Origin of the sequence: Kribbella sp. NPDC051137, from assembly GCF_040682535.1 — a bacterium.
GTDB lineage: Bacteria > Actinomycetota > Actinomycetes > Propionibacteriales > Kribbellaceae > Kribbella > Kribbella karoonensis.
Genome location: NZ_JBFBBI010000004.1, coordinates 308,526 through 322,595, shown reverse-complemented (window position 1 = coordinate 322,595; position 14,070 = coordinate 308,526). Strand labels below are relative to the sequence as shown.

The following is a 14,070-nucleotide window of genomic DNA, read 5'->3' as shown; positions in this document are numbered from 1 at the left end:
GCAACACCCCCTCAGCCGAGGGCGCCGAGCAGCACCTTGCCGAACGCGGGCAGGTCGTCCGGCTTCCGGCTGGTGATCAGATTCCCGTCGGTCACCACGGTTTCGTCGACCCACTCGGCGCCGGCGTTGCGCAGATCGGTCTGCAGGCTCGGCCACGAGGTCAGCCGGCGACCGCGCACCACGTCCGCCTCGATCAACGTCCACGGCGCATGACAGATCGCCGCCACCGGCTTTCCGGAGGCGACGAACGCCTTGACGAAGGCAACCGCTTTCGCATCGGTCCGCAGCGCGTCCGGGTTCGCCACTCCCCCTGGCAGGACCAGCGCGGCGTAGTCGTCGACCGAGGCGTCGCCGACCTTCTTGTCCACCGGGCGCGACTCGGCAGCGGTCAGATGATCGAAGGTCTGCACGCTCCCGTCGGCCGGGCTGAGGAGCTCGGCCTTGTACCCCGCCTCGGTCAGCGCCTCCCACGGTTCGGTCAGCTCGACCCGCTCGATGCCCTCGGCAGCTACCAGAAATGCAATCTTTTGCTTCGACATTGTTGAGCGGTGCCCGGTTCACCGCTCAACACACGTGCCGAATGGATCAGCTGACCGTCAGGACCTTCGACGCGGTCTGCGTGCCCTGGTGATCAGCGTCCGCCAGCCAGACCACGCGGTACGTGAACGTGCCACGTGCCGTCGGCTTGATGCCGAAGGCGTACTTCCCGTTGGTCGCCAGCTTCCCGGTCGTCACGGCCACCCAGGTCGTACCCGAGCGCCGCTGCAGGTATGCCGTCGTACCGGCGTGCGGCGGGTTCAGGTACCCGTACAGCACCGCCGATCCGCCCAGCCTGATCGCCGACGGCGTCAGGTACCCGGACAGCGCCGGGTGGACCTGCAGCAGCGCGGTCGTGCTGCGCGTGCCGAGCACTCCGGGACCTCCGTTGTAGCCCCACATGTAGTACGTCGACACCGACGGCTTCTGCGTCACCTTGACGATCCCGTTGGCATCGGTCGTGTACGACCCGACCGTCGACCACTTGGTCGCGGTCTTCGCCTTCGAGTACAGCACCAGCGGTACGCCGGGCAGCTTGCCGCCGTCCAGCCGGGACACACCTGCCGACAGCGTGACCGCGCCGGTGTACATGATCGAGGACGCACTCATCCCGAACGTCGCCTTGGACCCGACCAGCCGGACGTCGACGCCCGGGCCGACCTTGCCCGTCGCGTCCTTGGTCCACACCCGGTACGCGTAGCTGGCCGAGTTCGACAACCCGCTCTGCGTGTACATGCTCGCGGCACCGTTGTAGACCGCCGCACCCGAGGTGGTCAGCGGCGGCGGGGTCGAGCCGACCGCGTTGCGCAGCATCACTGTCGTGTTGGTCGGCTTCGTCCAGCGCAGCGCCGCGGCCGCGACGCCACCCGTCACGCTGAAGCTGCTGACCGGCGCCGGCGGAGCCGTCAGGTTCAGGTAGTTCTTGTCGACGGTCATCTGCACGCCGCCGTTGGTCTCACTGACCTCACCCGCGTACTGGTGCACACGCTGATGGTTGGCCCAGTACGCCGCGTTGATGAACCGGCTCGTGCCGACCGCGGAACCCCAGTGCGCGAACCAGATGTTGTCGGGCCGGGTGTACGCCGTACTCGTGTACGCGCTGTTCAGGTCCGCACCACCCGACGCGGCGCCGACGTACGCGCCGCCCTGGTACCCGCGGGCGTTCAGCTCCTGCGTCCAGCCGCTCAGGTACGACAGCACCGCCGCCTTGCAGGCAGTGGTCGTCGTGTACGCCTCGATGTCGCTGTAGATCGCGCTCCGCTGCGCGAACCCGAGTGCTTGCGCCGCCGCGACCGCGTTGATGGCGGCGTTCCGGCCCTGGACCAGCGCGGTCGACGCGACCGACGACATCCGGCTGTTGTACGTCGTGCACGGTGCCTGCAGGCCGACGTCGATCAGCAGAAACTGCCAGCCCTTGCTCGCGTTCGCCGCGACCCAGTCGGCCGTCAGGTTCGGCTGCGCGCACCCCCGCAGTCCCCCGCTGATGTAGATGCCGACGCCCTGGTACGTCGGGCGCCACGCGTTCATCGCGTCCTGCGACGGTGCCGCGCAGGTGTCGAACCCGTACCCGGCGAAGTTGCCGGTAGCAACAACGGTCGGCGCGACCGCGGCCGGCTGCGCCACCCGTGCCGACGACGTCTTCGTGACCACCTTGCCGGTCCCGAGGACGTCGTTCGCCTCCTGCTCGGTGCCCGGCGCGTAGTACGCCGTCGCCAGCACACCCGCGTCCGCGATCGAGCGGCGCAGCATGCCGTCACTCGACGCCTGCGCGGTGGTGAGCGGCTCCAGGATCAGGCCGGAACTGCGGCCGACCAGGTGTGCCGGGCACTTCGCCTGCGCCGTGCTGCGGCCCAGGTACACGGCCGGCTGGTCAAGCCGGACGCACGCGGTCGGGTCGGCCGCCAGGTCGACCACCGGCCAGCTGGACGGGACAGTCACCTGGTAACCGCGATAGGACACGGTCTTCGTGTCCGCCGCGGCCGCCGGGCCGGCGACAGTGACGCCCGCCACCAGGACGAGGGCGAGTGTGAGCCCCCCAGGTCTGAACAACCTCACAATGTTCCCCAGTCTCATCGTCGGATCGTGCCCCCAAGTGAAGGCGAGCGCCTGCTCCCGTGTCGAAGAGCTTCAGGCACTCGCCTCGATGCGCAGATGGTATCGGGCGCCGTTTTGGATCGAGCGATCTAGAATGTGTTAGGCTCGATGACATGGCCAGACCGAGGACCTTCGACGAGGATCGCGCGCTCGATGCCGCGATGCGGGTGTTCTGGACCTCCGGCTACGAGGCGACGTCCACCCAGGATCTCTGCACGGCCACCGGCCTCGGCCGGAGCAGCATCTACAACACCTTCATCAGCAAGCGCGACCTCTTCGACCGTGCGCTCCGCCGGTACGTCGAGGACTTCAGCACCGCCCAGCTCGAGGTGATCCGGGACGAGTCGCTGCCGATCCGCGAGCGGGTCCGGCGGATCCTCTGGACGGCGGTCGAGCCGGAGCCGGAGGACCCGGCCGGCTGCTTCGTGATCAACACGATCGTCGAGCTCGGCCCGAGAGAGCCCGACGTCGTCGACCTCCTCGACCGCGACCACGAGACCAAGGTGGCCGCCCTGACCACCGCGATCCAGGCGGCCCAGGCGGCCGGCGACCTCGACCGGGAGCAGGACCCGGCCGGTCTGGCGACCTACGTCTTCACCCTCCTCGGCGGCCTGCGGGTCGCCGCCCGGCGCGGCGCGTCCCCGGAGAGTCAACGCCTGGTCGTCGAGGCCGCGCTGAGCAACTTCTGATCCCCTCACCTCCTCGGTCAGGTCTGCCCAGATTTTGCACCGATTGATCCAATATGAGAGAGGACATCATGCCCCGAGCCGTCTACCTGCTCGGCCTGGCGATCTTCGCCCAGGGCACGTCCGAGCTGATGCTCGCCGGTCTGCTCCCCGAGATCGCCGCCGACCTGCACGTGTCCATCCCGGCCGCCGGCCTGCTGATCTCCGCGTTCGCGGTCGGCATGCTGGTCGGCGCACCGATCCTCGCCGTCGCCACGCTCCGCTGGCCGCGGCGCCTCGCGATGCTCGCGTTCCTCGCGGTCTTCGCGCTCACCCACGTGGCGGGCGCCCTCACGTCGTCGTACGGGGTCCTGCTGGCCACCCGGGTCGCGGGCGCCTTCGTGTACGCCGGGTTCTGGGCGGTCGCCTCGGTGACCGCGATCGAGCTCGCCGGACCGGCGGCCCGCGCCAAGGCGATGAGCATCCTCGCGGGCGGTCTCACGGTCGCGACCATCGTCGGGCTGCCCGCCGGCACGCTGCTCGGTCAGCACCTCGGCTGGCGCTCGGCGTTCTGGGCGGTCGCCGTACTGTCGGTGGTCGCGATCGCCGGGGTCCTCGCGACGATCCCGCGTGGGCGGTCCGGCGACCACCCGCAACTGCGCGACGAGTTGAGGAGCATGGTGAATCCGCAGCTGTGGCTCGCGTACGGCACGACCGCGCTGTCGACCGGCGCGATCCTCGTCATCTTCAGCTACCTCGCACCACTGCTGACCGAGACGACCAAGCTGTCCGCTGCCTGGGTGCCGGTGATCCTCGCGCTGTACGGCGTCGGTTCGCTGGCCGGGATCACGATCAGCGGGCGCACCGCGGACCGGCGCCCGTTCGGCACGCTCGCGATCAGCCTGACCGGTCTGGGTGCGGCTGCGGTGGTGCTGGCGCTGGCCGCGGGGACGCCGTGGATCGCGGTCCTCGCGATCGTCGCGGTCGGCACGTTCGGGTTCGCCACCAACCCGGCGGTGAACTCACGGGTGTTCAGCGTCGCCGGATCCGCGCCGACGCTGGCGGCCGCGTTCAACATCTCCGCGTTCAACGTCGGGATCACGGTCGGCCCGTGGCTCGGCGGGCTCGCGCTCGACGCAGGTGCCGGCTATCCGTCGGTCGGCTGGATCGGCGCCGGGCTCGCAGTACTTGCCTTCGGCACCATTCCGGTCGCGGCCCGGGCCGCCGCTCAGCCAGCGTACGAAAGGGCGAGCTCGATGACCGGCGCGTAACCGTCCCGCCGGGCCGCCGTCCAGGTGCCGGCGCCGCCGGCCAGGTCGTCGGTGGTCATCCGGTAGATCAGCGCACGGATCAGCATCTGCCCCCACTCCGGCAGGTGCGCCCAGCGCGCGGCGAGGGCCGGCTCCGCGCCGTACCAGCAGAGGGCGTCCGCGACCGCGACGGCGGACGCCCACGCGGTCGGGCGCCAGTACACCGGCCAGTCGATGATCGCCGGCGGCAGCCCGTCGGCGAACATCACGTTCCCGGGCAGGTCGCCGTGCACCACCTGCGACGTCAGGTCCACCGGCCGCCAGGCGTCGACGAGCGGCCCGACGAGTTCGGCGTACGGCGGGGTGCCGTCGAGCGACTGCTCCCGCCAGGCGACACGGTCGCCGTCGCACCACGGATCGCTCCGGGTGTCGATGAAGTCCGGCCGCGGCAGCCCGGCGACTGCCTCGTGAAAGGCGGCGGCCGCAACGAGTACGTCGTCCTGCCGCCGCAGGTCGGTCGCACCGACCAGCAACTCGTTCGCCTCCCACCCGAAGGCAACCCACTCCCCGCCCACGGTCCGCACCGGCCGCGGCACCCGGAATGCCTCCGACTCGGGCAGAACACTCAGCACCTCGGCCCGCCACGCGCTCTCGCCGTCCGCCCGCTTGAGCACGACCTCACCGGACCGCCAGGTCTCCCCCTGGCCACCTTCCAGCCGCACAGGCGGCTCCGAAACCCCGAACGCCGCCAGAACCTTCTCCTCAGGAGCCTCCACGGCGCCACTCTTTCACGCCGGCGACCTCGGCCTTGAGGTCCGCCCAGAAGTTCTTGTCGGCGTTCACCCGGAATGCGAGCCGGTAGACGGTGGTCTTCTCCGGACCGCGGACCCGGAGCTGTACCTCCGACCGGCCGGGGTGCGCGGCGAGGACGTCGCGGAGCTGGTCGACGGTACGTGGGACGACGTTCGCCTGCATCATCTCCAGCACCACGACCCCGACAGCCGCCAGATCGGCCACCGTCACCTCGGACCCGATCAGCCGCGGTACGTCGTCCCGCTTGTCCAGCCGGCCCTTCACGAACACCACCGCGTCCTGCTGCAGACGCCCCGACACCAACTGGTACGTCGCCGGGAAGAACAGGCATTCCACTGCGCCGACCAGGTCCTCGACGGTGGCGGTCGCCCACGGGTCACCCTTCTTCGTCACCCGTCGCTGGAGCCCGGAGATGATGCCTCCGATCGTCACCACCGCGCCGTCCGGCTGCTCGGCCAGTTGCGCGACGCCAACGTCTGCCCGTTCGGCGAGCACGGACTCCAGGCCGAACAGCGGATGGTCCGAGACGTACAGACCGAGCATCTCCCGCTCCCGCGCGAGCAGCACCGGCTTGTCCCACTCGTCGTCCGGGAAGCTCTCGTCCAGCGAGAACACCGGCGACTCCGCCGTACCGAAGAGGTCGAACTGACCCTCGGCCTCCTTCCGCTTGACCGCCAGCGCGTTCTCGACCAGCTCCTCGTGCCGGGACAGTAGTCCCTTCCGTGTGTGACCGAGCGTGTCGAAAGCACCTGCCTGGATCAGCGACTCGACAGCACGCTTGCTACAGGCAACGGCTTCCACCTTGGTGAGGAAGTCCGGGAACGACGTGTACCGGCCGCCCGCCCGACTGCGTACGATCGCGTCGACGACACCGTCGCCGACGTTCCGTACGGCGGACAACCCGAACAGCACCACGTCGTCGCCGTACGCCGCGAAGTTCGGCAGCGATTTGTTCACGTCCGGCGGCAGCACCTTGATCCCCATCCGCCGGCACTCGTTCAAGTACACCGCGGACTTGTCCTTGTCGTCCTTCACAGACGTCAACAGCGCGGCCATGTACTCGGCCGGATGGTTCGCCTTCAGGTAGGCCGTCCAGTAGGACACCAGTGCGTACGCCGCCGCATGCGCCTTGTTGTACGCGTACCCGGCGAACGGCACCAGCACGTCCCACACCGCCTGCGTCGCCGCATCCGAGATCCCGCGCCGGCGGCATCCGTCCCGGAACGGCACGAACTCCTGGTCGAGCACCTCCTTCTTCTTCTTGCCCATCGCCCGCCGCAGCAGGTCCGCCTGCCCGAGGCTGTACCCCGCGAGGATCTGCGCCGCCTTCTGCACCTGCTCCTGGTAGACGACCAGGCCGTACGTGATCCCCAGTACCTCGCGCAGCGGCTCCTCCAGCTCAGGATGGATCGGGGTGATCTCCTGCTGGCCGTTCTTCCGGAGCGCGTAGTTGGTGTGCGAGTTCATCGCCATCGGCCCCGGCCGGTACAGCGCGGTGACCGCGGTGATGTCCTCGAACTGGTCGGGCCGCATCAGCCGGAGCAGCGCCCGCATCGCCGTACCGTCGAACTGGAAGACGCCGAGCGTGTCACCGCGTCCGAGCAGCTGAAAGGTCGGTGCATCGTCGAGCGGCAGTTTGAGCAGGTCGATCTCCAGGCCCGTGGTGCTCCGCACCATCTTGACGGCGTCGTCGATGATCGTCAGGTTGCGCAGCCCGAGGAAGTCCATCTTCAGCAGGCCGAGCGATTCGCAGCTCGGGTAGTCCCACTGGGTGATCGTGACGCCGTCGCTGTGCCGGACCCAGACCGGTACGTGGTCGACGATCGACTCGCTCGACATGATCACGCCGGCCGCGTGCACGCCCATCTGCCGGACGAGCCCCTCCACGCCCTTGGCGGTGTCGATCACGGTCCGTACGTCGGTCTCGTTCTGGTACATGGCCCGCACCTCGGCGGCCTCGTCGTACCGCGGGTGCTTCGGGTCGGTGATGCCGGTCAGGTCGATCCCGGCGCCGCCGACGTCGGCCGGCATCGCCTTGGTGATCCGGTCGCCGGTCGCGTACGGGAAGCCGAGCACCCGCGCCGAGTCCTTGATCGCGTTCTTCGCCTTGATCGTGCCGTAGGTGCCGATCATCGCGACCTTGTCGGCGCCGTACTTCTCGGTCACGTAGCGGATCACCTCGACCCGCCGGCGTTCGTCGAAGTCGATGTCGACGTCCGGCATCGAGACCCGCTCCGGGTTCAGGAACCGCTCGAAGATCAGGCCGTGCTCGATCGGGTCCAGGTCGGTGATGCCGAGCGCGTACGACACCAGCGACCCGGCGGCCGAGCCGCGGCCCGGGCCGACGGCGATACCGTTGTTCTTCGCCCACATGATGAAGTCCGCGACCACCAGGAAGTACCCGGGGAAACCCATCTGGACGATCACGCCGATCTCGTACTCGACCAGCTGCTGGTACCGCTCGTCCCACCCGTCCGGGTACCGCCGGCGCATCCCGCGCAGTACCTCGTCCTGGAACCAGGTGACCTCGGTGAACCCGTCAGGTACGTCGAAGCGCGGCATCAGGTCGCGCTTGCCGAACATCCCCGCGGTGTCGATGCGCTCGGCGATCGTCATGGTGTTCCGGCAGCCGTCCTGCCAGGCGTCCGAGGAGTCGATCGCGTACATCTCGGCGGCCGGCTTCAGGTAGTAGCCGGTGCCGTCGAAGCGGAAGCGGTCCGGGTCGGCCAGTGTCTTGCCGGTCTGGATGCACAGCAGCGCGTCGTGTGCCTTGGCCTCCTCGGCGTAGGTGTAGTGCGAGTCGTTGGTGACCAGCGGCGGGATGTTCAGGTGGCGCCCGAGGTCGAGCAGGCCGTCGCGGGCGCGGCGTTCGATCGCGATGCCGTGGTCCATGAGTTCGAGGAAGTAGTTCTCCTTGCCGAAGATGTCCTGGTACTGCGCAGCCGCCGCCACCGCCTCGTCGTACTGACCGAGCCGCAGGCGGGTCTGCACCTCACCGGACGGGCAACCGGTCGACGCGACCAGCCCGTCGGACCATTGGGCGAGGCTCTCCTTGTCCGTCCGCGGCCACTTCTGCAGCCAGCCCTCCTGGTAGGCGTCGGACGAGAGCCGGAAGAGGTTGTGCAGCCCGGTCGCGTCGCGCGCCCAGATCGTCTTGTGCGCGTAGCCGCCGGACCCTGACACGTCGTCGCGCTTCTGCTGCGGCTGACCCCAGAAGACGCGTTCCTTCGTACGGCGGGACGCGGGCGCGACGTACGCCTCGATGCCGATGATCGGGGTGATCCCGGCCTTCCGCGCCTGGTGGAAGAAGTCGTACGCACCGTGCAGGTTCCCGTGGTCCGAGATCGCGAGGTGGGTCATGCCGTACTCGGCGCAGGCCGCGAACAGTTCCTTCAGCCGTGCGGCGCCGTCGAGTAGCGAGTACTGGGTATGGACATGCAGATGTGTGAACGAAGGCACCCGGTCTCCACAACCGTCAGTTGTCTGGGGCCTCCATCCAAAGCCGCGGCTGTGGGCGCGATCAAACAACCCTTCGGCTACCTCGACAACCAGGAGTTGTACCGTCTGGTCGCGTGAATCTCGACAGCCTGCGCGCGTTCGTCGCCGTCGCCGAGGAAGGTCAGTTCCGGTACGCCGCCGACCGGCTCCGGCTGAGCCAGCAGGCGGTGTCGAAACGGATCGCGGCGCTCGAGTGCTCGCTCGGCGTCACGCTCTTCGACCGCGTCCCCACCGGCGCGACGTTGACGCGGCCGGACGGGCCTTCCTTCCGCACGCCCACGCCGTACTGATCGCCGCCCGGCACGCGGTCGAGTCCGTCCAGCACGAGGCGCGGCCGTTGCGGGTCGACATCCTCGGCTCCCGGGTGCTGCCCGGCGTGCTGATGGTCGACTTCCACCAGCGGAATCCCGACGTCGCACTCAAGACGCTCGTCCTGCGTGGTCTGGCCGCGTCGCTACCTGCCCTGCAGTCGGGCGAGATCGACGCGACGTTCGCGTACCACCCGGATCCGCTGCCGCCCGGCGTCGAGAGCACGGTCGCGTACCTCGAGCCGCACGAGGTGATCGTCGGCGCCGGGCATCCGCTGGCCAACCGGACCGCGGTGCCGGTCGACGAGTTGCGCCGGTACACGTTCTGGATCCCGGGGATCGTCGACGGCAGCGAATGGGGTGCGTTCTACCAGGAGCTGTCCGCCGAGTTCGGGCTGACCATCGACTCGGCCGGGCCGAACTTCGGGTTCGAGGATCTGATCGGGACGATCGCCGAGTCGAAGTCGGTGATCACGTTCTGGGGCGAGCGGACGCGCGAGGTCGGCCCGTGGCCGCGCGGCGTGCGGCGACTGCGGGTCGTGGACCCGACGCCCGTCTACCCGTGGTCGCTGATCTGGCTCAGCTCGAACCGGCATCCGGATCTCGGCACGCTCATCGAGCACGTACGCCGTCAGCCGCAGCCCGACGTCGACGATCTGTGGCTGCCTCGGCGGCTGCGCGGGTCGGTGCCCGATCAGCGGGCGGACGGCCTCTAGGATTTCGCGGTGACTGATCTCGACCTGTTCGGCGACCTCGACACCGGCGCACTCCCGGAACGGCAGCAGCGGATCCTGGGGGTGATCCGGGACTGGGTGACGCGGCACGGGTACCCGCCGAGCAGCCGGCAGATCGGCGACGCGGTCGGTTTGAAGTCCTCGTCGTCGGTGTCGAAGCACCTGGCCGCGCTGGAGGACAAGGGTTTCCTGCGCCGCAGCCCGTCGGTGTCGCGGCCGATCGACGTGCGGATGTTCCTGCAGGAGACCACGAGGCAGACCACCAGCGACGAGAACGTGCCGGTCCCGGTGGTCGGCGACATCGCCGCCGGTACGCCGATCTCGGCCGTCGAACATGTGGACGACGTACTGCAGCTCCCCCGCGGGCTGACCGGCCGCGGGACCGTGTTCGGGCTCCGGGTCCGGGGCGAGTCGATGATCGACGCCGCGATCTGCGACGGCGACATCGTCGTGGTCCGTCAGCAGGCCGAGGCGCACTCCGGGCAGATCGTCGCCGCGATGATCGACGAGGAGGCGACCGTCAAGGTGTACCGCCGCCGCAACGGCCACGTGTACCTCGAGCCCCGGAACCCGGCGTACGAGGTGATCGACGGCGACAACGCGACCGTCCTCGGCGTCGTGGTCTCGGTCCTGCGCAGCGTCTAGCCTTCGAGGTTCGCCTTCACCCGGGCGAGGTTCGCGGGCATCTCCTTGCGGGACTGCGGTACGACGATCAGCGGGACCAGGAGCTTGCCGATCCCGTGGCCCTCGAACCCCACGTCGATGGTCAGCGTGCTCGCCTCCCGGCCGGCGATCGGTTCGACGCTGACGTTGACGGTCGCCCGGATCGGGCCGTCCTCACCGCGGACCGCCCAGGAGCGCGGCGGGTCGAACACGGTCAGCCGCGAGGTCACGTCGCGCTCGCGGCCGCCGATCTTGCGGGTGGTCAGGCATTTCGCGCCGACCACCGGGGCGCCGCCCTCGAGGTGGCCGGCGGTCACGCCGGACTGCCACTCGGGAAAGTGGTTCGGGTCGGTGACGTACGCGAACACCTCGTCCGCGGTCCGCTCGACCTCGACCTTCGTCACGATCGTCGTCATCGGGTTTCTCCCTCCAGGCGTTCTTGGAGCAGGTCCAGCTGGGCTGGGTTGGTGGTGAGTCGGGCGGCGCGCTCGTCGGCCGCGTGGGCTTCGGTACGGCGGTTCAGGTCGCGGAGGAACTGGCCGCGCGTCGCGTGGAAAAGTGGGTAGGTGTCGAGCTCTGCGGCCAGCGCGTCGAGCTCGGTCAACGCGGTGGCGGAGCCCCGGACGTACGACAGCGCGATCGTGCGGTGCAGGCACGTGACCGGGCTCGGTTGCAGGGTCAGCAGCATGTCGTAGAGGACGAGGATCTGCGGCCAGTCGGTGTCGTCCCAGGTGGCTGCCTCGCTGTGGCAGGCGGCGATCGCCGCCTGCAGCTGGTACGGCCCGGGTGCGTGGTGACGACGGGCAGTACGGGTGAGGAGAGCCGTCGCCTCGGTGATCGCGGCGTGGTCCCAGAGGGTGCGGTCCTGGTCCGCGAGCAGGACCAGGTTCGGCGCGAAGCGGGCCGACGTACGCGCGCGATGCAGCCGGATCAGGGCGAGCAGTCCGGCGACCTCGGGTTCGTTCGGGAGCAGGCCGTGCAGCAGTGCGGTCAGCCATTCCGCGTCGTCGACGAGGTCGCGCGAGTGCGCACGGTCCGCCGTACTGGACAGGTAGCCCTCGTTGAAGAGCAGGTAGATGACCGTCAGTACTTCGGACAGCCGCTCGGGCAGCTCGTCGTCGCGCGGGATCCGGTACGGGATGCCGGCATCGGTGATCTTGCGTTTGGCCCGCGTGATCCGCTGCGCCACGGCCGACTCCGACGCCAGGAAGGCCGCCGCGATCTGCCCGGTCGTCAACCCGCACACCACGCGCAGCGTCAGCGCGATCTGCGCCTCCCGTGCGAGGGCCGGGTGGCAGCAGGTGAAGACCAGCCGCAGCCGGTCGTCTGCCGGTGGCGGTTCGTACGGCTCCAGCAACGCGAGCTTGGTGCGGTAGTTCTCCTGCCGCCGCAGTACGTCGAGACCGCGGCGCTTCGCGACCGTGAACAGCCAGGAGTCCGGCCGCTCCGGGATCCCCTCGACCGGCCAGCGTTTCAGCGCGATCTCGACCGCGTCCTGCACCAGGTCCTCGGCCGCGGCGAAGTCGCCCAGCAGCGACACCAACGCACCCGTCAGCCGGCCCGCGTGGTCGCGGACCACGCGGGCCAGTTCGTCCTGACTACTCACATTTCCGCCACCGGGCGGATCTCGATCACCGGGCAGGCGGGCCAGGTCTTCACCATCCGGAGCGCCTCGTCCAGGTCCTCGACGTCGATCTCGGTGAAGCCGGACACGACCTCTTTGCCCTCGATGAACGGCCCGTCGGTGGTCAGCGTGCCGCCGTCGAGCCGGACCGTCGTGGCGGTCTCCCGGCCCTGCAGCTTGCTGCCGCGGTTGGTGATCTTGTCCGCGTGGTCCTCGAACCACTGGTACACCCGCCGGTACGCCGCCTCCTTCTCGGCCGGCGCCAGCGCCTCGAAGTCCTTCGCGAACTCCTCGGTCTCGATGAACATCAGCACGTACTTCACCCGGACACCTCCTTCAGGCCAGTGTGGCGTACAGATCGACGCCGTTGCCGGAAGGATCCGCGACGGTCGCGTAACGCATTCCCCACGGCGCGTCGTACGGCTCCTGCAGGCTCGCCACCCCGGCCGCGACGAGCTCGGCGTACGTCGAGTCGCGTGCCGTACTCGAAGGTGAGGAACGCCCGGCCCGACGTCGGAGGCGTCCAGTGCGCGGTGATCTTGCGGCGCGCCTCGTCGGTGTCGAGCATCAGGTGCAACCCGTTCGGCAGGTCGCAGCCGGCGTGGTCGTCCGGCATGTACTGGTCCCGCACGAACTCCAGCCCGAGCCGGCGATAGAACTCGATCGCGGCGCCGAGGTCGGAGACCACGACATCGATGATCTTGACGGTGTTGACGGGGGTAGCCACTGCACGTCTCCTCTGCTGAACGAACAACTCTCACTCAGCAGACGATCGGCGTACCCGCGGATCCGACACTCTGACAGGGTGGGATCATGAAACGTCCGCTGTTCGCCCGGATGTACGCCCGGCTCCGGCCGACCCTCGACCAGGCCGGCGCTGCCGAGCACCGCCGCCGGCTGCTCGCGGGTGCGGCAGGAAGGGTGATCGAGGTCGGCGCCGGCGACGGCGGGAACTTCGCCCACTACCCGCCCGAGGTCACCCAGGTCCTCGCCGTGGAACCCGAGCCGTTCCTCCGCGCCCAGGCCCACCGCCAGGCATCGACCGCACCCGTCCCGGTCGAGGTCGTCGAGGGTACGGCGGACCACCTGCCGGCTCCCGACGCCGCGGCCGACGTGGTCGTGGTGTCGCTCGTCCTCTGCTCGGTCCCCGACCAGCAGGCCGCCCTCGCCGAGGCCCGGCGGGTACTGCGCCCCGGCGGCGAACTCAGGTTCTACGAACACGTCGCCGCCGAACCAGGCCGCCTGGCCACCGTCCAGCGGATCGCCGACGCCACCCTGTGGCCGTTGTTCGTCGGCGGCTGCCACACCCACCGCGACACGGCGGCCGCGATCACGGCCGCCGGTTTCGCCATCGAGGACCTGGACCGGTTCCAGTTCCCGCCCGATCGGGTGACGCCGGCCGGCCCGCACATCCTGGGCCGCGCCCGGCTCAGGGGGTGAGGTCGGTGGCGGCGCGGCCCTCCGGGAAGTACAGCGGGACCGAGCCATGGTCGTGCACGATCAGCCACTCGCCGTCGATCCGCTGCCACACCGCGGACCAGCGCACCCACATCCCCGCCTCGGTGCCGTTCGTCAGCGTGCCGCTGATCCGGTTCACGGCGTACGTCACCGCGAGACTGCCGTCGACCAGCACGGTCAGGTCGCGGACCTCGTACCCCAGCGGCGGCCGGTAGACCGTGAACACCTTCTCCCAGTTCTCCATCTTCTTCTCCGCGCCGAGATGCCGCAGGGGCGGCTCGACGTCGAACGACACCAGGTCCGGCGCGAAGACCGTCTTCAGCGCGCCCAGGTCACCGTTCCGGATCCCGTCCAGCAACGTCTCGATCCGCTTCCGGATCTCCTCTTCGGATACCGCGTTGTTCGTCATGCCCGGTACGACGGGAC

General features: G+C 69.5%; 15 protein-coding genes and 1 pseudogene. 6 read left to right on the top strand and 10 right to left on the bottom strand.

All coding sequences use genetic code 11. From position 1 onward, the window contains the following. Positions 1 to 11: 11 nt before the first annotated feature. Both AB0M51_RS22710 and AB0M51_RS22705 read right to left on the bottom strand, forming a co-directional pair. Positions 12 to 539 carry a type 1 glutamine amidotransferase domain-containing protein gene (locus AB0M51_RS22710; protein WP_344195725.1) on the bottom strand — a complete coding sequence of 176 codons (528 nt, stop codon included), beginning with the start codon at positions 537 to 539 and terminating at the stop codon, positions 12 to 14. Between the two features lie 46 nt (positions 540 to 585). Next, on the bottom strand, positions 586 to 2,586 hold the full coding sequence (locus AB0M51_RS22705; protein ID WP_344195727.1) for a DUF1906 domain-containing protein: 2,001 nt from the start codon (positions 2,584 to 2,586) through the stop codon (positions 586 to 588). Positions 2,587 to 2,744: 158 nt separating this feature from the next. On the opposite strand from AB0M51_RS22705, the gene AB0M51_RS22700 reads away from it, so the two are divergent. Together AB0M51_RS22700 and AB0M51_RS22695 are read left to right on the top strand one after the other, a co-directional pair. Next, entirely contained in the window at positions 2,745 to 3,320 is a 576-nt protein-coding gene (locus AB0M51_RS22700; RefSeq protein ID WP_344195729.1) for a TetR/AcrR family transcriptional regulator, read from the top strand. 68 nt (positions 3,321 to 3,388) lie between these two features. Beyond that, positions 3,389 to 4,567 carry a Cmx/CmrA family chloramphenicol efflux MFS transporter gene (locus AB0M51_RS22695; protein ID WP_344195731.1) on the top strand — a complete coding sequence of 393 codons (1,179 nt, stop codon included), beginning with the start codon at positions 3,389 to 3,391 and terminating at the stop codon, positions 4,565 to 4,567. Here the strand turns inward: AB0M51_RS22695 and AB0M51_RS22690 are convergent. After that, on the bottom strand, positions 4,525 to 5,322 hold the full coding sequence (locus tag AB0M51_RS22690; protein WP_344195733.1) for a TIGR02569 family protein: 798 nt from the start codon (positions 5,320 to 5,322) through the stop codon (positions 4,525 to 4,527). The two genes, AB0M51_RS22695 and AB0M51_RS22690, sit on opposite strands and share 43 nt — an antisense overlap. Continuing rightward, positions 5,309 to 8,818 (bottom strand): DNA polymerase III subunit alpha, encoded by a 3,510-nt coding sequence (dnaE, locus tag AB0M51_RS22685; protein ID WP_363750238.1) that lies wholly within the window; start codon positions 8,816 to 8,818, stop codon positions 5,309 to 5,311. Before dnaE ends, AB0M51_RS22690 begins: the two co-directional genes overlap by 14 nt. A gap of 113 nt (positions 8,819 to 8,931) precedes the next feature. Between dnaE and AB0M51_RS22680 the strand changes: the two genes are divergently transcribed. The 3 genes from AB0M51_RS22680 to lexA are packed head-to-tail and all read left to right on the top strand — an operon-like array spanning position 8,932 to position 10,544. Next, positions 8,932 to 9,147, top strand: a complete 216-nt coding sequence (locus AB0M51_RS22680) for a LysR family transcriptional regulator (protein ID WP_363750236.1) — start codon at positions 8,932 to 8,934, stop codon at positions 9,145 to 9,147. Positions 9,148 to 9,194: 47 nt separating this feature from the next. Then, the gene (locus AB0M51_RS22675) at positions 9,195 to 9,881 is read left to right on the top strand and encodes a LysR family transcriptional regulator substrate-binding protein (protein WP_363750234.1); all 687 of its coding nucleotides are present in this window, start codon (positions 9,195 to 9,197) and stop codon (positions 9,879 to 9,881) included. Between the two features lie 9 nt (positions 9,882 to 9,890). Further along, positions 9,891 to 10,544, top strand: a complete 654-nt coding sequence (gene lexA, locus AB0M51_RS22670; RefSeq protein WP_363750232.1) for a transcriptional repressor LexA — start codon at positions 9,891 to 9,893, stop codon at positions 10,542 to 10,544. On the opposite strand, the gene AB0M51_RS22665 is transcribed toward lexA, so the two are convergent. The 5 genes and pseudogenes from AB0M51_RS22665 to AB0M51_RS22645 all read right to left on the bottom strand — a co-directional run. Beyond that, the gene (locus AB0M51_RS22665; RefSeq protein WP_344195739.1) at positions 10,541 to 10,978 is read right to left on the bottom strand and encodes an SRPBCC family protein; all 438 of its coding nucleotides are present in this window, start codon (positions 10,976 to 10,978) and stop codon (positions 10,541 to 10,543) included. The genes lexA and AB0M51_RS22665 overlap by 4 nt on opposite strands. After that, positions 10,975 to 12,168: a DUF6596 domain-containing protein gene (locus AB0M51_RS22660; RefSeq protein ID WP_363750229.1), complete on the bottom strand. Its 1,194-nt coding sequence runs from the start codon at positions 12,166 to 12,168 to the stop codon at positions 10,975 to 10,977. Before AB0M51_RS22660 ends, AB0M51_RS22665 begins: the two co-directional genes overlap by 4 nt. Further along, positions 12,165 to 12,509: a YciI family protein gene (locus AB0M51_RS22655; RefSeq protein ID WP_363750227.1), complete on the bottom strand. Its 345-nt coding sequence runs from the start codon at positions 12,507 to 12,509 to the stop codon at positions 12,165 to 12,167. Before AB0M51_RS22655 ends, AB0M51_RS22660 begins: the two co-directional genes overlap by 4 nt. A gap of 13 nt (positions 12,510 to 12,522) precedes the next feature. Then, the gene (locus tag AB0M51_RS22650) at positions 12,523 to 12,627 is read right to left on the bottom strand and encodes a hypothetical protein (RefSeq protein ID WP_363750815.1); all 105 of its coding nucleotides are present in this window, start codon (positions 12,625 to 12,627) and stop codon (positions 12,523 to 12,525) included. Positions 12,628 to 12,685: 58 nt separating this feature from the next. Beyond that, positions 12,686 to 12,874, bottom strand: a pseudogene (locus AB0M51_RS22645) (hypothetical protein); the annotation flags it as partial. Between the two features lie 125 nt (positions 12,875 to 12,999). Here AB0M51_RS22645 and AB0M51_RS22640 point away from each other — a divergent pair. After that, entirely contained in the window at positions 13,000 to 13,626 is a 627-nt protein-coding gene (locus AB0M51_RS22640; RefSeq protein WP_363750225.1) for a class I SAM-dependent methyltransferase, read from the top strand. On the opposite strand, the gene AB0M51_RS22635 is transcribed toward AB0M51_RS22640, so the two are convergent. Further along, positions 13,616 to 14,053, bottom strand: coding sequence for a nuclear transport factor 2 family protein (locus AB0M51_RS22635; protein ID WP_344195749.1), 438 nt, complete (start codon positions 14,051 to 14,053; stop codon positions 13,616 to 13,618). The two genes, AB0M51_RS22640 and AB0M51_RS22635, sit on opposite strands and share 11 nt — an antisense overlap. Positions 14,054 to 14,070 lie beyond the last annotated feature (17 nt).

Coding starts and splice junctions, on each gene's coding strand:
- AB0M51_RS22640 (WP_363750225.1), top strand. CDS start 13,000: ATGAAACGTCCGCTGTTCGCCCGGATGTACGCCCGGCTCCGGCCGACC.
- AB0M51_RS22695 (WP_344195731.1), top strand. CDS start 3,389: ATGCCCCGAGCCGTCTACCTGCTCGGCCTGGCGATCTTCGCCCAGGGC.
- AB0M51_RS22710 (WP_344195725.1), bottom strand. CDS start 539: ATGTCGAAGCAAAAGATTGCATTTCTGGTAGCTGCCGAGGGCATCGAG.
- AB0M51_RS22635 (WP_344195749.1), bottom strand. CDS start 14,053: ATGACGAACAACGCGGTATCCGAAGAGGAGATCCGGAAGCGGATCGAG.
- AB0M51_RS22665 (WP_344195739.1), bottom strand. CDS start 10,978: ATGACGACGATCGTGACGAAGGTCGAGGTCGAGCGGACCGCGGACGAG.
- AB0M51_RS22700 (WP_344195729.1), top strand. CDS start 2,745: ATGGCCAGACCGAGGACCTTCGACGAGGATCGCGCGCTCGATGCCGCG.